General features: G+C 58.9%; 17 protein-coding genes and 1 pseudogene. 8 read left to right on the top strand and 10 right to left on the bottom strand.

All coding sequences use genetic code 11. The features are described from left to right. Window positions 1-133 precede the first annotated feature (133 nt). A complete protein-coding gene (locus AO726_RS17095; RefSeq protein WP_058069319.1) occupies window positions 134-1,450 on the top strand; it encodes an OprD family porin in 1,317 nt (438 codons plus the stop codon). A gap of 140 nt (window positions 1,451-1,590) precedes the next feature. Here the strand turns inward: AO726_RS17095 and AO726_RS17090 are convergent, their stop codons facing one another. Further along, window positions 1,591-2,907 carry an OprD family porin gene (locus tag AO726_RS17090; RefSeq protein WP_058069318.1) on the bottom strand — a complete coding sequence of 439 codons (1,317 nt, stop codon included), beginning with the start codon at window positions 2,905-2,907 and terminating at the stop codon, window positions 1,591-1,593. A gap of 488 nt (window positions 2,908-3,395) precedes the next feature. Between AO726_RS17090 and AO726_RS17085 the strand changes: the two genes are divergently transcribed. The 7 genes from AO726_RS17085 (at window position 3,396) to AO726_RS17055 (ending at window position 8,804) form a co-directional block, all read left to right on the top strand. After that, entirely contained in the window at window positions 3,396-4,034 is a 639-nt protein-coding gene (locus AO726_RS17085) for a peroxiredoxin (RefSeq protein ID WP_058069317.1), read from the top strand. Between the two features lie 9 nt (window positions 4,035-4,043). Next, window positions 4,044-4,637: an NADPH-dependent FMN reductase gene (ssuE, locus tag AO726_RS17080; RefSeq protein WP_058069316.1), complete on the top strand. Its 594-nt coding sequence runs from the start codon at window positions 4,044-4,046 to the stop codon at window positions 4,635-4,637. Between the two features lie 114 nt (window positions 4,638-4,751). Then, complete coding sequence (locus tag AO726_RS17075) at window positions 4,752-5,717, top strand: sulfonate ABC transporter substrate-binding protein (protein ID WP_058069315.1); 966 nt, start codon at window positions 4,752-4,754, stop codon at window positions 5,715-5,717. Window positions 5,718-5,780: 63 nt separating this feature from the next. Next, a complete protein-coding gene (ssuD, locus tag AO726_RS17070) occupies window positions 5,781-6,929 on the top strand; it encodes an FMNH2-dependent alkanesulfonate monooxygenase (RefSeq protein ID WP_058069314.1) in 1,149 nt (382 codons plus the stop codon). Window positions 6,930-6,951: 22 nt separating this feature from the next. Continuing rightward, entirely contained in the window at window positions 6,952-7,746 is a 795-nt protein-coding gene (gene ssuC / locus AO726_RS17065; RefSeq protein WP_058069313.1) for an aliphatic sulfonate ABC transporter permease SsuC, read from the top strand. After that, window positions 7,743-8,543 (top strand): aliphatic sulfonates ABC transporter ATP-binding protein, encoded by an 801-nt coding sequence (ssuB, locus tag AO726_RS17060; RefSeq protein WP_058069312.1) that lies wholly within the window; start codon window positions 7,743-7,745, stop codon window positions 8,541-8,543. The genes ssuC and ssuB overlap by 4 nt, the downstream gene beginning before the upstream one ends. A 45-nt stretch (window positions 8,544-8,588) precedes the next feature. Then, window positions 8,589-8,804, top strand: coding sequence for a TOBE domain-containing protein (locus AO726_RS17055; RefSeq protein ID WP_058069311.1), 216 nt, complete (start codon window positions 8,589-8,591; stop codon window positions 8,802-8,804). A 316-nt stretch (window positions 8,805-9,120) separates the two neighbouring features. On the opposite strand, the gene putA is transcribed toward AO726_RS17055, so the two are convergent. The 9 genes and pseudogenes from putA to AO726_RS17015 form a co-directional block, all read right to left on the bottom strand. Further along, a complete protein-coding gene (gene putA, locus AO726_RS17050; protein WP_058069310.1) occupies window positions 9,121-13,065 on the bottom strand; it encodes a trifunctional transcriptional regulator/proline dehydrogenase/L-glutamate gamma-semialdehyde dehydrogenase in 3,945 nt (1,314 codons plus the stop codon). A gap of 465 nt (window positions 13,066-13,530) precedes the next feature. Next, a complete protein-coding gene (locus AO726_RS17045) occupies window positions 13,531-14,580 on the bottom strand; it encodes a protein-glutamate methylesterase/protein-glutamine glutaminase (protein WP_058069309.1) in 1,050 nt (349 codons plus the stop codon). Then, window positions 14,580-15,077 carry a chemotaxis protein CheD gene (locus AO726_RS17040; RefSeq protein WP_058069308.1) on the bottom strand — a complete coding sequence of 166 codons (498 nt, stop codon included), beginning with the start codon at window positions 15,075-15,077 and terminating at the stop codon, window positions 14,580-14,582. The genes AO726_RS17045 and AO726_RS17040 overlap by 1 nt, the downstream gene beginning before the upstream one ends. Continuing rightward, window positions 15,074-15,919, bottom strand: a complete 846-nt coding sequence (locus AO726_RS17035) for a CheR family methyltransferase (protein ID WP_058069307.1) — start codon at window positions 15,917-15,919, stop codon at window positions 15,074-15,076. The genes AO726_RS17040 and AO726_RS17035 overlap by 4 nt, the downstream gene beginning before the upstream one ends. Before the next feature lie 3 nt (window positions 15,920-15,922). Next, the gene (locus tag AO726_RS17030) at window positions 15,923-16,435 is read right to left on the bottom strand and encodes a chemotaxis protein CheW (RefSeq protein ID WP_241492138.1); all 513 of its coding nucleotides are present in this window, start codon (window positions 16,433-16,435) and stop codon (window positions 15,923-15,925) included. Window positions 16,436-16,445: 10 nt separating this feature from the next. Beyond that, window positions 16,446-17,495, bottom strand: a complete 1,050-nt coding sequence (locus AO726_RS21650) for a methyl-accepting chemotaxis protein (RefSeq protein WP_446737433.1) — start codon at window positions 17,493-17,495, stop codon at window positions 16,446-16,448. Between the two features lie 42 nt (window positions 17,496-17,537). Then, a pseudogene (locus AO726_RS21645) lies at window positions 17,538-18,074 on the bottom strand (MCP four helix bundle domain-containing protein); the annotation flags it as partial. A 23-nt stretch (window positions 18,075-18,097) separates the two neighbouring features. Continuing rightward, window positions 18,098-20,182, bottom strand: a complete 2,085-nt coding sequence (locus AO726_RS17020) for a chemotaxis protein CheA (RefSeq protein ID WP_058069304.1) — start codon at window positions 20,180-20,182, stop codon at window positions 18,098-18,100. After that, window positions 20,179-20,493: an STAS domain-containing protein gene (locus AO726_RS17015; protein WP_058069303.1), complete on the bottom strand. Its 315-nt coding sequence runs from the start codon at window positions 20,491-20,493 to the stop codon at window positions 20,179-20,181. The genes AO726_RS17020 and AO726_RS17015 overlap by 4 nt, the downstream gene beginning before the upstream one ends. Between the last annotated feature and the right edge of the window lie 80 nt (window positions 20,494-20,573).

Here is a 20,573-nt window from a genome sequence, read left to right as displayed (position 1 = left end):
GCGCCCCATCCGGCAAGTTCATCTGCCGTTGCTGGCTGGGGGGCACTTCCACGATGGTAGCTAGCGAGTGTCATCGCCCTTTGCAGCACCTTCTAAAAACAGCAATAACGATATGTATTTTTTGGAGCCCACGATGAAAAGAACAGCTCTGGCCGCAGCAGTAACGCTGGCAGCCGTCGCCAACCCAGCAACTGCCGCGTTCATTGAAGACAGCAAAGCCACACTCAACCTTCGCAACTTCTACATCGACCGCAACGACAAGAACACTGCCAACAGTTCTGGTGAAGCCCGCGAGTGGGGCCAAGGCTTCCAGCTCAACTACACCTCCGGCTTTACCGAAGGCACCGTTGGTTTTGGTCTGGATGCTATCGGTCTGGTAGGCGTGCGCTTAGATGGTGGTGGTCGCTCAGGCAAAGCTGGCATCGATCGCAACCCAGGCCAGCTATTCCCGCTTGAGAGCGATGGCTCTGCGGTGGATAACTACGGTAAAGCCGGTGTAACGGGTAAAGTCCGTTTCTCCAAAACCGTTGCCCAAATCGGCACCCTGCAGCCGAAACTGCCGGTGGTGAACTTCAACGACGGTCGCCTGCTGCCGCAGACCTTTGAAGGTGGGCAGATCACCTCCAACGAAATCGACGGCCTGACTCTGATCGGCGGCCAGCTGGAAAGCAGCAAGACCCGTTCCTCCACTGATGACGTCGGCCTGCGTATTGGCGGCTCCAAAGCTGACGCTGAGTCGAACAAGTTCTACTACGCCGGCGGTGACTACAAAATCACCGACGACCTGACTGCGCAGTACTACTACGGCAACCTCGAGGATTACTACAAGCAGCACTTCCTCGGTCTGGTGCACAACTGGAAACTGCCTACCGGCTCTCTGAAAACTGACCTGCGTTACTTCAACAGCTCGTCTGACGGCAAAAACAGCAGCGTCAGCGGTCGTGCCGAAGGCTTCACCAGCACTGGTTACTGGGCTGCTGGTGATACCGATAAAGGCGAGGTCGACAACCGCACTTGGAGCGCCCTGTTCACTTACAGCCTGAGCGGCCACTCCATCAGCGCGGGCTATCAGCAAGTGTCCGGCGACAGCGCCTTCCCGTTCCTCAACCAAGGCGACGGCTCGACTGCTTACCTGATCACTGATCGCCAGCTGGGTAAATTCCTCAACGCCGGTGAGCGCACTTGGCTGACCGAATACGGCTATGACTTTGCCGAAGTGGGTATTCCTGGCCTGAAAGCCACCATCACTTACCTCTCCGGTGACAACATCGACGCTGCAGATGGCGACCGCAAAGAGTGGGAGCGCGACTTCCGTCTGGATTACGTCCTGCAATCGGGCTCGCTCAAAGGTCTGGGCTTCTCCTGGCGTAATGCCACCCAGCGTGGCAATAACGAGAAAGACCTCGATGAAAACCGTCTGATCGTCAGCTACAGCCTGCCGCTGCTGTAATCCCGGCGCGCAGTCACCTGTATAGAAAACCGGCCTGATCATCAGGCCGGTTTTTTTTGCGCTGAAAATCCTCCGAAAGCCCATAAAAAAGCCGACCTGATCACTCAGGTCGGCCTCATTACAGCGGGGTCAGCGTTGCTTCAGAGCAGCGGCAAGCTGTAGGTCACAAACAACTGGTTCTCGTCCTGATCGGTTTCGTTGTTGCCGCGCAACGTCGCGTTTCGCCATGTGAAGCCCAGGCCTTTGAACGAACCTTCCTGCAGTACATAGTCCACGCGGAAGTCACGCTCCCACTCTTTGCGATCGCCATCTGCTGCATCAATATTGTCGCCAGAGACATAGTTGATCGACGCCTTCAACCCAGGAACCCCGGCAGCACTGAAGTCATAACCGTACTCAGCCACCCAGCTGCGTTCACCGGCGTTGGTGAACTTACCGATCTGACGGTTAGTGAACAAATACGCCGTGGAACCGTCACCCTGATTGAGGAACGGGAAGGCGCTGTCGCCAGATATCTGCTGATAACCGGCACTGACCCAGTGGCCGCTAAGACTATAGGTAAACAGCGCGCTCCACGTCTGGTTATCCACCTCACCACGATCACTGTCGCCTGCAGCCCAGTAGCCAGCGCTGCGGTAGCCTTCGGCACGACCGCTGGCACTGCTGTTCTTGCCGTCAGACGAACTGTTGAAGTAACGCAGATCGGTTTTCAGGTTACCCACCGGCAGCTTCCAGTTGTGCACCAAACCAAGGAAATGCTGCTTGTAGTAATCCTCAAGGTTGGCGTAGTAGTACTGCGCGGTAAGATCGTCGGTGATCTTGTAGTCCCCCCCGGCGTAGTAGAACTTGTTGGTATCGGCAGCTGAGGAAGAGCCTGCAATTCGCATCCCGATGTCGTCAGAAGAGGAGCGGGTCTTGGTGCTTTCCAGCTGACCGGCAATCAGGGTCAGCCGATCAATTTCGTTGGAAGTAACTTGGCCGCCTTTGTAGGTTTGCGGCAGCAAGCGGCTGTCGTTGATATTGATCACCGGCAGTTTCGGTTGCAGGGTGCCGATCTGGGCGATGGTCTTGGACAGGCGCACTTTGGCGGTGACGCCACCCTTGCTGTAGCTGTCTTCAGCGCTGCCGTCACTGTCGACCGGAAACAGCTGACCGGGGTTACGGTCGTGACCGTTTTTGCCAACCCGGCCACCACTGTCCAGGCGCAGGCCGACGAGGGCAATCGCATCCAGACCAAAACCAACGGTGCCTTCGGTAAACCCAGAGCTGTAGTTAAAAATCAGCCCCTGCCCCCATTCGCTGGCCTCGTTGTTGTTATTGGCTGTGTTTTTGTCGTTGCGGTCGTAATAAAAGTTGCGGAGGGTCAGCGTCGCTTTGCTGTCTTCAAGAAATGCAGCAGTGGCCTGGTTAGCCAAAGCGGTAAGCGTCACGGCCGCAGCCAGAGCGGTTTTATTCATTACGGGCTCCAAAATGAACAGATCGTTTTTTATGATTGGGTGGTGCGGAGGGCTATGACGATCGTCAACTGCAGCCGAGGAAACTCCCCCAAACAACCTCTCTGCGGGAGGCTTCTGTCGTTACATCTGGGGTGAACTCTGGGGAGGATTAAACAACACAAAAAAGAAGCTACTGTTACAAGGAAATGAGGGATAAGAATAAAAATCCTGCCGAATATAACCAGGCAAATCATCAGTAAACGTGTACTGATCCTGCGAACAACTCCTGTAAAAATCTGTTTTCTGAATTAAATACGAAAAAAATCAACTGCATAAAAGCGCGCTCATTCGCAGCAAATCTGCACCCAGAGGTTGCCGATTTCGATGCAGGATTGCTCAGCCCAAACAATTCCAAAATGTTATAAACAAATTGTTATTTATTCTTTTTAAAAACTAAAAAGTCGCCGCATAGTGAGCACCACTTAACGCATTCACAGGAGCTCACCTCTATGTCTATCCGTCTCGGCGATATCGCCCCTGATTTTGAACAAGACTCCAGCGAAGGCCGCATCCGTTTCCACGAGTGGCTAGGCGACAGCTGGGGCATTCTGTTCTCCCACCCGGCTGACTTCACGCCGGTGTGCACCACTGAGCTGGGCTTCACCGCCAAGCTCAAAGACGAATTTGCCAAACGCGGCGTCAAAGCTATTGCCCTGTCAGTTGACCCGGTTGATTCGCACCTGAAGTGGATCGACGACATCAACGAAACCCAGAACACCCGCGTCAACTTCCCGATTCTGGCGGACGCTGACCGCAAGGTTTCCGATCTGTACGACCTGATCCACCCGAACGCCAACGACACCCTGACCGTTCGCTCGCTGTTCATCATCGACCCGAACAAAAAGGTGCGCCTGACCATCACCTACCCGGCCAGCACTGGCCGTAACTTCAACGAGATTCTGCGGGTGGTTGATTCCCTGCAACTGACCGACAACCACAAGGTCGCCACACCGGCTAACTGGGTTGATGGGGATGAGGTGGTGATCGTGCCGTCGCTGAAGGATGAGGAAGAGATCAAGCAGCGCTTCCCGAAAGGCTATCGCGCCGTGAAGCCTTACCTGCGCCTGACCCCGCAGCCTAACCGTTAAGGAGTCAGCATGCTGGTTGTAACACTGGGTGGCAGTCCAAGCCTGAAGTCCCGCAGCAACATCCTGATTGAACGTGCAACACAGTGGTTACACCAGCACGGCGTTGAGGTGGTGAGCTTTCAGGTACGGGACTTCCCAGCTGAAGATCTACTGTTCGCCAACTTCAACAGCCCTGCCGTGCAGCACCTGAACGAACAAGTGGCCCGTGCAGATGGCCTGATTGTCGCTACACCGGTCTACAAGGCGTCGTTCTCCGGCGCCTTGAAAACACTGCTGGATTTACTGCCGGAACGCGCCTTGAACCACAAACCCGTACTGCCCATCGCCACTGGCGGCAGCAGTGCCCACATGCTGGCCGTGGATTACGCCCTGAAACCTGTTCTGGCAGCACTGAAAGCGCAAGAAATGCTACACGCGGTATTTGCCGTAGACAGCCAAATTGCCTATGGCGAGAACGGCAACCCGGCACAACTGGCGGAGGTTCTGGAGCAACGTCTGGAAGACGCCCTTGAGCACTTCCATTACGCCCTGGCCCGACGCCCGACAACGATTGACCCCAGCGTACTGAATGATCGGCTGATCAACTCACGCTGGAGTATTTAAAACCAACGCTGAACCCAAAGTCGCCGAAAGGCACTTTTGAGAAATACAACCTTACTCGCCCGCCAACGGGCAAGCAGGTAGCCAACATAAAAACTCAACGTAAAGGAGAGCGCCATGCGCACTATCACTTTGCGTCGGAGTCTGGCCGCCCTGTTTGCCGCGGCCATCACTTTCGGCGCTATTACTCAGGCTCAGGCCGAAAACCTGCGTATCGGCTACCAAAAGTACGGCACCCTCGTGCTGCTCAAAGCCAAAGGCAGCCTTGAAAAACGCCTGGCCGAGCAAGGCGTAACCGTCACCTGGACTGAATTCCCCGGCGGCCCGCAGCTGCTGGAGGGCCTCAACGTAGGCTCGGTGGATTTCGGCGTGACCGGCGAAACCCCGCCTGTATTTGCTCAGGCAGCCGGTGCTGATCTGCTCTATGTGGCCTACGAGCCACCAGCGCCGACCAGTGAAGCGATTCTGGTGCCGAAGGATTCGACACTGAAATCCGTTGCCGACCTCAAAGGCAAAAAAGTCGCCCTCAACAAAGGCTCCAACGTGCATTACCTGCTGGTCCGTGCACTGGAAGATGCAGGCCTGAAATACAGCGACATCCAGCCCATCTACCTGCCACCGGCCGATGCCCGCGCTGCATTTGAGCGCGGCAGCGTAGACGCCTGGGTGATCTGGGACCCGTTCCAGGCAGCCGCCGAAGAGCAGCTGCAAGCCCGCACACTGCGTAATGGCGAAGGCCTGGTCGACAACCATCAGTTCTACCTGGCCACCCGCCCTTACGCAGAGAAGAACCCGCAAATCATCACCACCCTGATCGAAGAAGTCCGCGCCGTGGGCGAAGACTCGCAGAAAGATCCGGATGCCGTGACCGCTCAGGTCGCCCCGCTGTTGGGCCTGCCGGCAAGCATCACCTCAGTTGCGGTGAAACGTCAGGGTTATGGCGCGCAGTTCCTCACGCCTGAAGTGGTCAGCGCTCAACAGAAGATCGCTGACACCTTCGCCCAGCTGAAGCTGATCCCAAAGCAGCTGGTAGTGAAAGACGTTATCTGGACCCCGCCCGCCAAAGTGGCGCAAGCGCAGTAAGCCGTTGCCCTGCTACCGCCGCAGAGCGGTAGCAGGTGGCCTTTTTCCTGAGGAGACAACTCCATGAGCTTGAATGTTTTTTGGTTCCTGCCCACCCACGGTGACGGCAAATACCTGGGCACCAGTGAAGGCGCACGCGCCGTCGATCACGGTTACCTTCAGCAAATTGCCCAAGCCGCTGATCGCCTTGGTTTCGGTGGTGTACTGATCCCCACCGGGCGTTCCTGCGAGGACTCCTGGCTGGTGGCTGCCTCGTTGATTCCGGTCACCCAGCGCCTGAAGTTTCTGGTCGCGCTGCGCCCCGGCATCATCTCGCCGACCGTTGCAGCCCGTCAGGCGGCAACGCTGGATCGCCTGTCCGGCGGCCGTGCGCTGTTCAACCTGGTAACCGGCGGTGATCCGGACGAGCTGGCCGGTGACGGTCTGAACCTGTCCCACGCCGAGCGTTACGAAGCCTCTGTCGAGTTCACCCGCATCTGGCGCCGCGTGCTGGAAGGCGAAACCGTGGATTACGACGGCAAGCATATTCAGGTCAAAGGCGCCAAACTGCTCTACCCGCCTTTGCAACAACCGCGTCCACCACTGTATTTCGGCGGTTCTTCAGATGCCGCTCAAGACCTCGCCGCCGAGCAGGTTGAGCTGTACCTGACCTGGGGCGAGCCACCGGCAGCCGTTGCCGAGAAGATTGCCCAAGTCCGCGAGAAGGCCGCCAAACACGGCCGCGAAGTACGCTTCGGTATCCGTCTGCACGTGATCGTGCGGGAAACCAACGAAGAAGCCTGGGCCGCCGCCGACCGCCTGATCAGCCATCTTGATGACGACACCATCGCCCGCGCCCAAGCCTCTCTGGCCCGCTTCGATTCCGTTGGCCAGCAACGCATGGCCGCCCTGCACGGCGGCAACAAAGACAATCTGGAAGTCTCGCCAAACCTCTGGGCCGGTGTCGGTCTGGTGCGTGGCGGTGCCGGTACCGCGCTGGTGGGCGATGGTCCAACTGTCGCGGCGCGGGTGAAGGAATATGCCGATCTGGGCATCGACACCTTCATCTTCTCCGGCTATCCGCATCTGGAAGAGTCATACCGCGTGGCTGAACTGCTGTTCCCGCATCTGGATGTAAACCGTCCGGAGTTGCCGCAGAACATCGGTTACGTCAGCCCGTTCGGGGAAATGATCTCCAGCGACATCGTGCCCAAATCCGCCTCGGCCAGTTAAGCAGTCAGGAGTTGAGGTCAGTATGAGCAATTCAACCCTTCATTCAGTGGCCCTGCGCCTGGCACCCTGGGCCTTGCCCGTGGTGCTACTGGCGGCGTGGCAACTGTCGGTGGTCAGCGGCCTGCTCTCCACCCGTATTCTGCCTGCGCCCAGCGCAGTGATCAGCGCAGGCTGGGAACTGCTGAGCAGCGGCGAAATCTGGACCCATCTGGCGATCAGCGGCTGGCGCGCAGGCGTTGGTTTTCTGATTGGCGGCGGCATCGGCCTGCTGCTCGGTTTTATCACCGGCTTATCGAAGTGGGGCGAGCGCCTTTTAGACAGCTCGGTACAAATGATCCGTAACGTGCCGCATCTGGCCCTGATTCCACTGGTGATCCTGTGGTTCGGCATTGATGAGAGCGCGAAGATTTTCCTGGTCGCCCTCGGAACCCTGTTCCCGATTTACCTGAACACCTATCACGGCATCCGCAACGTCGACCCGGCCCTGGTAGAAATGGCACGCAGCTATGGCCTGTCCGGCTTCAGCTTATTCAGCCAAGTGATTCTGCCCGGCGCCCTGCCCTCGATTCTGGTCGGTGTGCGCTTTGCTCTGGGCTTTATGTGGCTGACGCTGATCGTGGCGGAAACCATCTCAGCCAGCTCCGGCATTGGCTATCTGGCGATGAACGCCCGCGAGTTTTTGCAAACCGACGTCGTGGTGCTGGCCATTCTGCTCTATGCCGTACTCGGCAAATTGGCTGACGTAGCGGCCCGCGCTCTGGAGCGTGTGTGGCTGCGCTGGCACCCGGCTTATCAGGTGAAGGGGAAAAACCAATGACCGCCCTGCACACCTTGAAACGCGGTATTCCGCTGGCGATCAACGGTATTCACAAAGCCTTTGGCGAACGTGAAGTGCTGAAGAACATCGACCTGCACATTCCGGCCGGGCAATTCGTTGCCGTGGTGGGCCGCAGCGGCTGCGGCAAAAGCACCCTGCTGCGCCTGCTGGCCGGGCTGGATAATCCGACGCGTGGCGAACTGCAGGCTGGCAATGCTCCATTGGCCTCAAGCCGCGAAGACATCCGCCTGATGTTTCAGGACTCGCGCCTGCTGCCCTGGAAACGGGTGATCGACAATGTCGGCCTGGGCCTCAAAGGCAACTGGCGTCCGCAGGCTGAAGAAGCACTGGCAGCGGTTGGGCTGGCTGATCGCGCCAATGAATGGCCAGCGTCGCTGTCCGGCGGCCAGAAGCAGCGTGTGGCACTGGCCAGAGCCCTGATTCACAAGCCACGCCTGCTGCTGCTCGATGAGCCACTCGGCGCGCTGGATGCCCTGACCCGCATCGAGATGCAGCAACTGATCGAGCGCCTGTGGCAACAGCATGGTTTTACCGTGCTGCTGGTGACCCACGACGTCAGCGAAGCAGTGGCCGTTGCCGACCGGGTGATCCTGATCGAAGACGGTGAAATCGGTCTGGATCTCAACGTCGATCTGGGGCGACCACGGCAACGCGCATCAGCACGCTTGGCCGCTTACGAAGAACAAGTACTGAACCGTGTTCTGGCGCTGCCTGAGCTGCCGCCCGAACCTGAACCCACTTCCCCTTTGCCCACGCAACTGCGCTGGGCGCTTTAACCCAAGGCCGTATACGTATTTCCCCAAAATGATAGGAGTTACACCATGACCATTAAAGCCATCAACGTGCGCAACCAGTTCAAAGGCACCATCAAAGAAATCGTGCTGGGCGACGTACTGTCTGAGATTGATGTGCAGACTGCATCCGGCATCGTTACTTCCGTGATCACAACCCGTTCTGTACGCGAGCTGGAACTGGAAGTCGGCAGCGAAGTGATTGCCTTCGTGAAATCCACCGAAGTGTCGATTGCCAAGCTGTAAGCCGCAGGGGATACAGGTCGACATCCTGTCGGCCTGCAAGGAAGGCTGGCACCGCGAATGGAACGGAGCGGGTAGCTCCGTTCCGGCAGCGGCAGGTAAGCCTTTGCTTCGCATTGAAAATGCCAGAGATAAGAAGCATGACGTGGCGGGCGGTAACCCATGCAGCGGTACGACATGCAGCCCCGAAAACCCGGAAGAATCGGGGGCCGGCGGTAAGCCGGTGACGCTTCGTTACAGTGTGAACTTCAAACCTGTCATGGGACTTTCAGCACTGCCACAGGCTGATAAAAACCTGTGACAGTGTCATGACAGCGCCTTAACCGATGGTCATCAGGCTGGCGTTACCACCAGCTGCTGCCGTGTTCACGCTCAGAGCGTGTTCGATTAGCAGACGCTCCAGCGGAATGTCGGTTTCACCTTTGTTCAGACCATGTACTGCAATGATTGCGCCCGGACGTTTGGCCGCCAGCTGGCAGACTTCGCGCAGCTGATCGGAATCACCGTGGTGCAGCACCGCTTCAAATGCCACCTCTGTATCAGCCCACTGGCTGACCAGAGTGATGCGCTCCTGCACTGGCTTCGGCAGCTTGGCGAACAGCTCACGAGTAGCCGCCGACTCCTGCCAAACCACTTCACAACCCACCGCCAATGCAGCAGCCAGTTGCACCAGCAGATCACTGCGCTCATCAGCCAGACCCAATACACGCTCACGCGGCAGCAGGCTGTAAGTGTTGCGTTCACCGGTCGGACCTTGCAGCTCCTGCACCACGCCGCTCAGGGCCAATGCGTCAAACTGCTTGATGGTCGCGATCAATGCCGGCTCATGCTGCTCGCTCCAGTCCAGCAATGCCTGGATGACCTCGGCATGGGCCTGCGGGCAATCGCGCTCAACACCACTGTCCTGAATGATCTGCTTGCAGGCCGCGTCTTGCGGACGGGTAGTCAGCAGGCGGTACATATACAGCGGGCCACCGGCTTTCGGGCCGGTGCCAGACAGACCTTCACCGCCGAACGGCTGTACACCGACCACAGCACCGACGATGTTGCGGTTGACGTAGAGGTTGCCGACTTTAGCGGTATCCACCACTTGGGCGATGGTCTCGTCGATGCGGGTATGCACGCCGAGAGTCAGGCCGTAGCCGCTGTCGTTGATCTGCTTGAGCAGAGCGTCCAGCTCAGCGCGGTTGTAACGCACCACGTGCAGCACCGGACCGAAGACTTCGCGCTCCAGCTCATCAAAGCTTTCCAGCTCGATCAGAGTCGGCACCACAAAAGTGCCAAGCTTGATCTGGTCGCCTTTGACCCGGGCCAACTGATGCACCTTGCGGCCTTTGGCGCGCATTTTCTCAATATGGCGGTCGATGTTGCCTTTGGCCTCTTCGTCGATCACCGGACCAATGTCCGTGTTCAGACGCTCTGGGTTGCCCAAGGTGTATTCAGCCATAGCGCCTTTGAGCATGGTGATTACGCGATCGGCTACATCATCCTGAACGCACAGCACGCGCAGTGCAGAGCAACGCTGACCGGCGCTGTCGAATGCGGAAGCCACCACATCAACCACAACCTGCTCGGTCAGAGCGGAAGAGTCGACGATCATCGCGTTGAGACCGCCGGTTTCAGCGATCAACGGCAGCGTGCGGCCCTGAGCGTCGAGACGGCCAGCCAGACCACGCTGGATGATGCCCGCCACTTCGGTGGAACCGGTGAACATCACGCCACGCACACGCTCGTTACCGGTCAGACCAGCACCGACAGTTTCGCCGTTGCCCGGCAGCAGTTGCACCGCACCGGCCGGTACACCGGCTTCATGCATGATGCGGATGGCTTGGGCGGCGATCAGCGGGGTCTGCTCAGCCGGCTTGGCCAGCACGGTATTACCGGCAGCCAGTGCAGCGGCGATCTGACCACTGAAGATCGCCAGCGGGAAGTTCCACGGGCTGATACACACCACCGGGCCCAGCGGGCGGTGAGTGTCGTTACTGAAATGATTACGCGCCTGAGCAGCGTAATAACGCAGGAAGTCCACAGCCTCGCGCACCTCGGCGATGGCGTTGGCGAAGGTCTTACCGGCTTCACGCACCAGCACGCCCATCAGCTGCTGCATCTCAGCTTCCATCAGGTCAGCAGCACGCTCCAGCACGGCGGCGCGCTCGGCAGGCAGAGTGGATTGCCAAATCTGGCCGCTGGAGACGGAGCACAGCACTGCGTTTTCTACGTCTTGCGCCGTGGCTTGATGCACATAACCGACGATATCGCGGTGATCTGCCGGGTTACGCACCGGCAGCGCCTCGCCCAGCGGGGAAACCTCGCAACCGAGCATTGGCGCGGCTTTGTAAACCTGATTGGTGCTGCTCAGCAGTGCCGAAGACAGTGAGCCCAGACGGTGTTCGTTGGACAGGTCGATACCTTCGGAGTTGAGGCGCGCATCGCCATACAGCTCACGTGGCAGCGGGATGCGTGGATGCGGCAAGCCCACCTGACCTTCCTGTGCAGCCATGTGCTCAACCTGTGCAACCGGGTCTTCGACCAGGTCTTTGAGGGAGATGCTCTGGTCAGCAATACGGTTAACGAAGCTAGTGTTCGCGCCGTTTTCCAGCAGACGGCGAACCAGATAGGCCAGCAGTGTTTCGTGGCTACCCACCGGTGCGTAAATACGGCACGGACGGTTGAATTTGCCGTCAGCCACTTTGCCTACGACCTGCTCGTACAGCGGCTCGCCCATGCCGTGCAGGCACTGGAACTCGTACTGGCCCGGATAGTAGTTCTGCCCGGCGATCTGGTAGATGGCCGACAGGCTGTGAGCGTTGTGGGTGGCGAATTGCGGGTAAATCGCTTCCGGCACCGCCAGCAGCTTGCGCGCACAGGCAATGTAGGACACGTCGGTGTACGGCTTGCGGGTATAAACCGGGTAACCTTCCAGGCCTTCAACCTGGGCACGCTTGATTTCGCTGTCCCAGTAAGCGCCCTTCACCAGACGGATCATCAGACGATGACGGCTGCGCTTGGCCAGATCGATCACATAGTCGATCACGTAAGGGCAACGCTTCTGGTAAGCCTGAATGACAAAACCGATACCGTTCCAGCCGGCCAGCTCAGGGGCGAAACACAGGCGCTCAAGCAGATCGAGGGAGATTTCCAGGCGATCCGCTTCTTCAGCATCGATGTTGATACCAATGTCGTACTGCTTGGCCAGCAGGGTCAGCTTCAGCAGGATCGGGTACAGCTCGTCCATCACGCGGTCGTACTGGGCACGGCTGTAACGCGGGTGCAGCGCTGACAGTTTGATCGAGATGCCCGGACCTTCGTAAATGCCACGGCCGTGGGAGGCCTTACCGATGGCGTGGATCGCCTGCTCATAGGACGCTAGGTATTTCTGGGCATCTTCTTCGGTCAGCGCGGCTTCGCCGAGCATGTCGTAGGAGTAGCGGAAGCCTTTGCTTTCCAGCGTGGTGGCGTTGGCCAAAGCTTCAGCAATGGTTTCACCGGTGACGAACTGCTCGCCCATCAGGCGCATGGCCATGTCCACACCCTTACGGATCAGCGGCTCACCGCCTTTACCGATGATGCGGTTCAGCGAGGTCATCATGCCGCTTTCGTTGTGGGTCGCCACCAGTTTGCCGGTGATCAGCAGGCCCCAGGATGCAGCGTTAACGAACATCGACGGGCTGTTGCCCAGATGCTGGCCCCAGTTGCCGTTGCTGATCTTGTCGCGGATCAGCGCGTCGCGGGTGGCTTTGTCCGGGATGCGCAGCAGCGCTTCAGCCAGGCACATCAGCGCTACGCCTTCCTGGGACGACAGGGAGAACTCTTGCAGCAGGCCTTGAACCAGGCCCTGACGGCCACCGGCGCTCTTCTGGTTACGCAGCTTCTCAGCAATGCCCAGGGCCATTTTATTGGCGGCTTCGGCGGTTTCCTGCGGCAGGCGGGCCTGCTCCAGCAGCATGGCCAGCGCTTCCGGCTCAGGACGGCGGTAGGCGGAGGTAATGGCAGCGCGCAGTACAGACTGCGGCAGGATGCTTTCAGCGAAGTCGAGGAAGACTTGCAGGCCCTGCTCATTGAGGGTTTCCAATGGCTCTTCACCGGCAGCGGCGGCGAGACCGGTCATCTCGGCAGGGGTCAGACCTGCCTCGAGTTGCTCCAGATAGGTGAAGATCGCCTGTTTGATCAGCCAGTGCGGTGTGCGGTCAATCGACTGGGCAGCCAGTTTGAGTCGCTCACGGGTTGCTTCATCCAGCTTTACGCCAAGGGTAGTGGTAGCCATTGGTCCATCCTGTTCTGGGGCATGCTCTTTAAAAGTGGCGAGAGATTAACTCCCAATAGCGGCAAGGTGCAACCAGGTGCAACCCAGCATTAACAAGGGTTAACGTACTACTTTGGTCGAGTCATCGGCCTGCAGGCGGCATTCTAGCCGGGGCCCGCAACCGATAAGTTGCAACTTAGTGCAACCTGCATCATCCAGTGCTGGCGCGATCCTCAAAAACGCAGCTCAACGCCGCTGCACAACCCGAAAACTGGCCGCATATTGCTCTTTTTGAGCAAAGCACATGCCGGAGGTTTTTGCCGGTCATCCGACAGGCTGCCACGATGAAATAGAACTTACGTGCACAAATAAGGCGCAACCAGAATCCCTGCCTTCAGTGACACCCAATGCACAGGCAAACCGCTCATCAGCCACAGCCTGATGGCGCTGCTGCTCACCGTGGCAACAGCATTTTTCATACGGGTACTAAACCCAGCTGAGCAGCAGCGGCGGAATCTCCTGCAGTGCCACCACCTGATCGACGGCCCCCAGTTTGATTGCCTCTTTGGGCATGCCAAAGACCACGCAGCTGGCTTCATCCTGGGCTAGTGTGCGGGCTCCGGCCTGCTGCAACTCCTTCATCCCCAGCGCACCGTCCGAGCCCATTCCGGTGAGCAAAAAAGCCATCACACTGCGCCCAGCGGTAACAGCCGCCGAGCGGAACATCACATCCACCGACGGGCGATGACGGCTGATCAGCGGACCATCCTTAACATCCACATGCAGATGCCCGCCATCGCGCTTGATCAGCATATGCCTGCCACCCGGTGCAACCAGCGCCAGCCCCGGTTGCAGCCGGTCGCCGCTGACTGCTTCGCGCACTTCAATGCTGCACAGGCTGTTAAGGCGCTCGGCAAAGCTGCCGGTGAATTTCTCCGGCATGTGCTGGACGATGGCGATCGGCGGTGCGTCAGCGGGAAGCTGAGTCAACACGTACTCAAGGGCCTGAGTGCCGCCGGTAGAAGCCCCGATCAGTACAACCCGCTCAACCGCCCGAAGCGCGGATCGCCCAACCGGCTCAAGCGCGGACCTGGACGATGCGGGTAAGGCTTCACGGATCAGCTGCGCCCCGGCCACTTTGGCTGTGGCTGCCGTGCGGATGGCGTTGATCAGCTGCTGCGCACTGTCTTGAAGAAACCCGCGCAGCCCCATGCTGGGCTTGGCAATCACCTCCACCGCCCCCGCCGCCAGCGCCTGAACACTGACAGCCGAGCCCTGCGCGGTCAGGGTTGAACACATCACCACCGGCGTGGGCCGGGTGGCCATGATCTGACGCAGAAAGGTCAGACCGTCCATGCGCGGCATTTCCATGTCGAGGATGATCACATCCGGCCAGTCGTTCTGCATCTTCTGCATCGCCAGTAACGGGTCCAGCGCGGTGCCGATCACTTTGATATCCGCGTGTGGCGCCAGCAACTGCTGCATGGTTTCACGCATCACCGCCGAGTCGTCCACAATCATTACCCTGATCGCCATCAGCGTTTGACCTCCGCCTGCACTCTGTTGATGGCCGTCCCCCGGCGCACCCAAACATCTCCGCTGCGCAGCTCAAAGCGCACATAACGGTAACCCTGGCCGCCAAGATCCTGCGCCGTGATCCGCAGTTTGCGCGCTGCCATTAACCGTTCGATAAACGCCACGTTCTGCGCCGCCACATCCAGCGCCAGATGCTCGCCGGGCTGGGTAAAACTGCGGGCACCACCAAACAGTTTGTATTGCCCCTGCTCCGGGTTCAGGCCGTGGTTACGGGCCTGCTGCTCCAGCCAGTGCCAAGCCTGCATGCCGTAACGGCCATCTGCGGCAACTCCGGCTGCGGCGGGCTGACCGGGCAACTGAAAGTGGCACATGCCGCCAATGCTCAGCCCCGGATACCACATAACAATGGCCACGCAAGGCCCCAAGAGGGTTTCAACCCGAATATCACCGCGACCGAAATACAGGTCTCCGGGGTTCAGAAACACGCGTTCGGTCATGCTTCTAACCTGCGGTAGATGGCACTGCTGACCTGCTCAAGGGGCAGTCGGTGTTCGTACAGGGCCTCAGAATGGCCGACCAGCAGCCAGCCACCCGGCTTGAGCCTTTGCACCACATGCTCCAACACGCGCTGCTTGGTCTTCACATCAAAATAGATCAGCACATTGCGCAGCAGGATCAGGTCAAACGGGCCGATCCCCGCAGCGCTCTGGTTAAGGTTGAGCTGAATAAACTGCACGTTCTTGCGCAGCTCACTGCTCACCAGAAACTGCCCCTGATAGCTGCCCTGCCCCTTAAGGCAATAGCGTTTGAGGTAATGCAGCGGAATATTTTTACTGCGCGCCAGCGGATACAGGCCGCGCTGGGCACAGCTGAGCACCTGACGGCTGATATCACTGCCGAGCACCTGCCAGGCCCGCGGTTGACGCGCCTCGTGCAGCAGCATGGCCAGGGTATAGGCCTCCTCACCGGTGGAACAAGCGGCACTCCAGGCAGTGAAATCCGGTTGAGTGGCCGTCTGCGGCAGGATCACCTGACGGATAAAGTCAAAGTGTCGGGGCTCACGGAAAAAATAGGTTTCGTGGGTAGTGATCAGATCAATCGCCGTTTCCAGCTCATCCGCCCCCTGCGCAGAAAGCAGAAGCTGGTGGTACTGCCCGTAACTGGCCAGCCCCAGTGCACGTAGACGTTTGCCCAGACGGCCGCGAATCAGCGGCTGTTTAACCGGCGGCAACTGAATGCCGACCTGCTCATAAAATAAGGTTTGCAGTTGCCGGAATTCGCTGTCGTTCAGCGGAATGGATGACTCCAGCCCCGCATCACTGAGCGTGCTGGGCCACATGGTTTACACTCCAGTCTCTGCGCATTGGCCGACCAGCCCGGCCAGCTCATCCAGCGCCAGCACCTGGGTAAAGTCCAGAACCACCCTGATGCTTTCTTGATGACGCAGAATTCCGGCAATGAAGTCTGCGCGGATGCGCGCACCAAAACCGGGGCGCGGTTCAATCTGCCCGGGCAGTACATCGAGCACATCGTTGACCGCATCCACCAGCACACCGATCAGCTGCGGCGGCTCAGCCTGATCCACCTCGACAATCACAATGCAGGTGCGCCGCCCGATCTGCGTACGCTCGCGGCCCAGGCGCAAGGCCAGGTCCAGTACCGGCACCACCGCGCCGCGCAGGTTGATCACACCGCGCAGAAAATCCGGCATCAGTGGGATTTCCGTGAGGCTGCTGAACTCGATGATCTCCCGCACCTGCGCAATCGACAGGGCAAACTGCTCATGCCCCAACGTCATCGTCAGGTACTGCTCAGTGGTGATCGGCTCAGCGACGGAGCCCGACGATTGACTCATGGCGCGCATCCTAGAAACGGGTAAAGGTGGATTCGTCAATCGGCTCTTCAATCACCGCCCGTGTCACCTCGCGGCGGCTCAGGCCTTTGTGGGGTGTGGCTGCCGGTGCCATAAAGCGCTGTCGTGCGGTGCTGCTATTGAGCTGGAAGAACTGGATCATCTCCTGCAGCTGCATAGCTTGACTGCTCATTTGCTCAGCCGTGGACGACAGCTCTTCTGACGCCGACGCATTAACCTGGGTGATTTGCGCCAGCTGCCCCACCGCCATATTGATCTGCTCAAGCCCTGAGTTCTGCTCCCGCGATGCCGCGGAGATTTCCTGTACCAGGTCGGCCGTTTTGCCAATGGACGGCACCATTTGTTCCAACAGCTTTCCGGCGCGCTCAGCAAGGGTCACGCTGTCTGCCGCAACCGCGCCAATCTCCTGGGCCGCCACCTGGCTGCGCTCGGCCAGCTTGCGCACCTCTGCCGCCACTACGGCAAAGCCTTTGCCGTGATCACCGGCGCGGGCCGCTTCAATTGCGGCGTTTAAGGCCAGCAGGTTGGTCTGATAGGCGATGTCATCAATAATGCCGATCCGGCTGGCGATCTGGCGCATGGCACTGACCATTTCCGAAACCGCCGCGCCGCCTTCCACCGCATCTTTAGAAGACTGACTGGCAATGCGATCCGTTGTGGTGGCGTTCTCACTGTTCTGCGCCACCATGGCAGAAATCTGCTCCACCGAGGAACTGGTCTCCTCCACACTGGCGGCCTGCTCGGAAGCATTCTGGCTCAGGGCCTGAGCCGATGCCGCCACTTGCTCAGAAGCTGATGCGAGTGAATCCGAGGTCATGCGCACATCGGCCATGATGGTGCGCAGCTTGAGCACCATCTGCTGCAGGCTGAACAGCATGCTGGACTGATCGCCGTTGCGCAGCTGCATGTCCTGAGTCAGGTCGCCAGCGGCCACGCGCTGCAACGACTCCATTGCCACAAATGGTTCGCCACCCAATTGCCGGAGCAAGCTGCGGGTGATCATAAAGCCCAGCACCAGCGCTATCAGCACGCTCAGCAGCATCGCCCCTACTGATACTTGCAACAGCCAGTGGTAGCGCTGCTCGGTCTGGTCGTAAACGGTTTTCGCCACCTCCAACTGCACATCGACCAAGCGGTTAAAGCCTGCCGAAACCGGGTCGATCACCTGATACAGCTCATCACGAATAAAGATCCGCAGGGCCTCTTCATCCTTGTCATCAAATATCCGCCGAAGACGGCTGGTGGCTTCCCGTGCCTGATCCTTCAGGGGTTTTACCTCATCCACCAGTTGCTGCTCATGGGCGGACAGACGTGTCTCGGTGTAACGCTCCCAGCTTTCATCAATCACCGCCTCAGCCTGGGTCAGATTGCGCACGCCCTCATCCCAGCTGTACGAGCCGATCTGCACCTTGTGGCTGATATCCACAATCTTCACGGCGTAGTTATCGGCAATCACCTTCAGATCGCGCAGCGGCACCACGCGATCGCTGTAGACCGTGTGCAGGCCCTCATTGGCGGTGCGCATGCCGGAAATGCCGAGCACACCGATCAGCACCATAAACAGGATCAACACGCCGGCAAGTAAGATCAGCCGGGTTGCCACTTTCAAATTGTCGAACATAGCCTTCTCCTGTTTTGAGCGTGTTACCCGGCGTGTTCCGAATGCCAGGTGTACGCGGACGCACTGGCCCGCTTGATCAGTTGAGCCACATCCAGAATCAGCGCCACGCTGCCATCACCCAGAATAGTTGAGCCGCTGAGAAAGGCGTTTTGCGCAAACAGCTGGCCCAGCGGCTTGATCACCGCTTGCAGCTCACCCATCAGTTGATCCACCACAATGCCCGCACGGCTGCTGCCGTATTGCACCACCAGCAGGCTTTCACGCAGGCCCTGCGCCGCCGGCTTGCCAAACAACTGACGCAGGCGCACAAACGGCAGGGCTTCGCCGCGCAAGTCGAGCAACTCGTGATCGCCAACCTGGCCGCTCAGGTCGACACATTCGATAACCTGCTCCAACGGCAGGACAAATGCCTCGCCAGCCACCCGCACCTGGAAGCCTTCGATAATGGCCAGAGTCAGCGGCAACCGAACCCGCACCGTGGTGCCCTGCCCGGCGCGGCTGAACAGTTCGACTTCGCCACGCAGCTTTTCGATATTGGTGCGTACTACATCCAGACCAACGCCGCGCCCGGAGAGGTTGCTGACAGCTTCGGCGGTGGAAAACCCAGCGCGGAAGATCAGCTCAAACAGGTCGCTGTCGCTGACCTCCTGATCGGGCTGAAGCAAGCCCCGCTCCACAGCTTTGGCATGGATGCGCGCACGGTCCAGACCACGGCCATCGTCACTGATCTCAATAACCACGCTGCCTGACTCATGAAAGGCATTCAGGCGCAGTTGGCTGCGCGCAGGCTTACCGGCCGCCAGGCGCTCATGGGCCGACTCGACACCATGATCGATGGCGTTACGCACTAAATGCAGCAGCGGATCGCTGAGCTTCTCCACCATGGATTTATCCAGCTCAGTCTCTGCACCAGTGATGTGCAGTTCGATGTCCTTGCCCATCTCCCGGCTGAGATCACGCACCACTCTGGGAAAACGCTGGAACACCTCACCAATGGCGACCATACGCAGCGCCAGCGACACATCGCGGATATCCTCCACCAGCGTGGTCACCACCTCGCTGGCTTCCTGTCGAGTCTGCTCACTGCCGTGCTGAGCGGCGCGGGCAGCCGCATCGGCTATTACCAACTCACCGACCAGATTAATCAGCTGATCCAACTTGCTGACTTCAACTTTGATAAACAGCTGCTCGCCTTTGCTTTTCGGGGCCGCTGTACTCTCGGTCTTATCCGCAACGGCGTCCCGCTCATCAGCCCCGACGGGTACCAACAGCGCTTGGTCCACCTCAGCCAACGCACCACAGGCAATGAGCATTTCCAGCAACTCGGCACGCCCCTCAGGCAAGTCACGGAACAATTGCGTATAGGCTTCAGGCGGGCTGTGCGGCGGCAGGATGTTCAGCTCGCAGTGCTCAAGCAGAAATGTGAAGACATCCTCAATCGCCGCCTGCCCGGCCTCACACTCGAATTGAATTTCATAGCTGAGATAATTCAGCTGCGGATCAAACGCCGCACCACTTGGAATGCCATGAGTCAGGGTGCGCAGTTGGACAATCCGCCCGACAGCGCTGAGGTAGCGCAGAAACGAAATCGGCTCCAGCCCCAGGCTCAGCACCTGCGGAAATGGCCGCAAAGAAATATGCCAGTACGGGCTGCCCAACACCTCGGTCTGGTGCTGAGGCTCAGCTGCGGCCGGCTGTACATGCGGCTCAGCCGCTGCTGCCTGTAAATATCCGCTCAACTGATCGAGTAAACGCACCCGCAAATCCGGGTCCGGATCGTGATGTTCGCGGCCCTGCTCGACTTCCGTGATCATTCCGGCGATGTAATCACCGCAAGTCAGCAGCACCGACAGCAAAGCACCGTCCAGCTCGGTGTCCCCCGCCCGCACCTGCTCCAGCACGCTTTCCAAGGTGTGGCAGAAGCTCACCAGATGATCCAGCGCAAACAGCCCGGCCGAGCCTTTAATCGTGTGCACAGCCCGGAACACCGCATTAACCTGCTCGGCCTCAAAGCCGCTGTGTTCCAGGTGGAGCAACGCTGCATCCATCTCCGCCAGCAACTCGCGGGCCTCCTGCACCACCACTGCGCGGGCCTGATCCAGATTCATACCGAAACACCCGAGTCGACCAGAACGCGCTTGAGGTTGAGCAACTGCACGACCTCCGTAACCGCTGGCGCAAAACTCTCTAAGAGTAATGTGCTGTCTCGGCACGCGGCCTCACGCTGAGCCCACAGCAGAATCTGAACAGCACTGCTGTCGAGTTCGGCAACCTGGCTCAGATCCAGACGCAAGCGGGGATGTGTCTCAAGCAGACGCAACAGCTCATCGTGCAATGTCCCGGCACACGCCACTGTCAACTCGCCGGACAGCTCAAAACAGGCAGCGTCTGCATCGTCCTGTTTGTGGATAACGACCATGTCAGCCACCTCGCCCCTTTTCTGCACGGACATGCAGTTTTATTTGTGTGCAAAAAACTATAGGTCAGCCATCAGCACTC

Origin of the sequence: Pseudomonas sp. TTU2014-080ASC, assembly GCF_001446935.1 — a bacterium.
Classification (GTDB): domain Bacteria; phylum Pseudomonadota; class Gammaproteobacteria; order Pseudomonadales; family Pseudomonadaceae; genus Aquipseudomonas.
Note: the sequence above shows the minus strand (reverse complement) of the source record. Positions and strands in the feature narration are given on the sequence as shown.

Coding starts and splice junctions, on each gene's coding strand:
- AO726_RS17095 (WP_058069319.1), top strand. CDS start 134: ATGAAAAGAACAGCTCTGGCCGCAGCAGTAACGCTGGCAGCCGTCGCC.
- AO726_RS17090 (WP_058069318.1), bottom strand. CDS start 2,907: ATGAATAAAACCGCTCTGGCTGCGGCCGTGACGCTTACCGCTTTGGCT.
- AO726_RS17085 (WP_058069317.1), top strand. CDS start 3,396: ATGTCTATCCGTCTCGGCGATATCGCCCCTGATTTTGAACAAGACTCC.
- ssuE (WP_058069316.1), top strand. CDS start 4,044: ATGCTGGTTGTAACACTGGGTGGCAGTCCAAGCCTGAAGTCCCGCAGC.
- AO726_RS17075 (WP_058069315.1), top strand. CDS start 4,752: ATGCGCACTATCACTTTGCGTCGGAGTCTGGCCGCCCTGTTTGCCGCG.
- ssuD (WP_058069314.1), top strand. CDS start 5,781: ATGAGCTTGAATGTTTTTTGGTTCCTGCCCACCCACGGTGACGGCAAA.
- ssuC (WP_058069313.1), top strand. CDS start 6,952: ATGAGCAATTCAACCCTTCATTCAGTGGCCCTGCGCCTGGCACCCTGG.
- ssuB (WP_058069312.1), top strand. CDS start 7,743: ATGACCGCCCTGCACACCTTGAAACGCGGTATTCCGCTGGCGATCAAC.
- AO726_RS17055 (WP_058069311.1), top strand. CDS start 8,589: ATGACCATTAAAGCCATCAACGTGCGCAACCAGTTCAAAGGCACCATC.
- putA (WP_058069310.1), bottom strand. CDS start 13,065: ATGGCTACCACTACCCTTGGCGTAAAGCTGGATGAAGCAACCCGTGAG.
- AO726_RS17045 (WP_058069309.1), bottom strand. CDS start 14,580: ATGGCGATCAGGGTAATGATTGTGGACGACTCGGCGGTGATGCGTGAA.
- AO726_RS17040 (WP_058069308.1), bottom strand. CDS start 15,077: ATGACCGAACGCGTGTTTCTGAACCCCGGAGACCTGTATTTCGGTCGC.
- AO726_RS17035 (WP_058069307.1), bottom strand. CDS start 15,919: ATGTGGCCCAGCACGCTCAGTGATGCGGGGCTGGAGTCATCCATTCCG.
- AO726_RS17030 (WP_241492138.1), bottom strand. CDS start 16,435: ATGAGTCAATCGTCGGGCTCCGTCGCTGAGCCGATCACCACTGAGCAG.
- AO726_RS21650 (WP_446737433.1), bottom strand. CDS start 17,495: ATGCTGCTGAGCGTGCTGATAGCGCTGGTGCTGGGCTTTATGATCACC.
- AO726_RS17020 (WP_058069304.1), bottom strand. CDS start 20,182: ATGAATCTGGATCAGGCCCGCGCAGTGGTGGTGCAGGAGGCCCGCGAG.
- AO726_RS17015 (WP_058069303.1), bottom strand. CDS start 20,493: ATGGTCGTTATCCACAAACAGGACGATGCAGACGCTGCCTGTTTTGAG.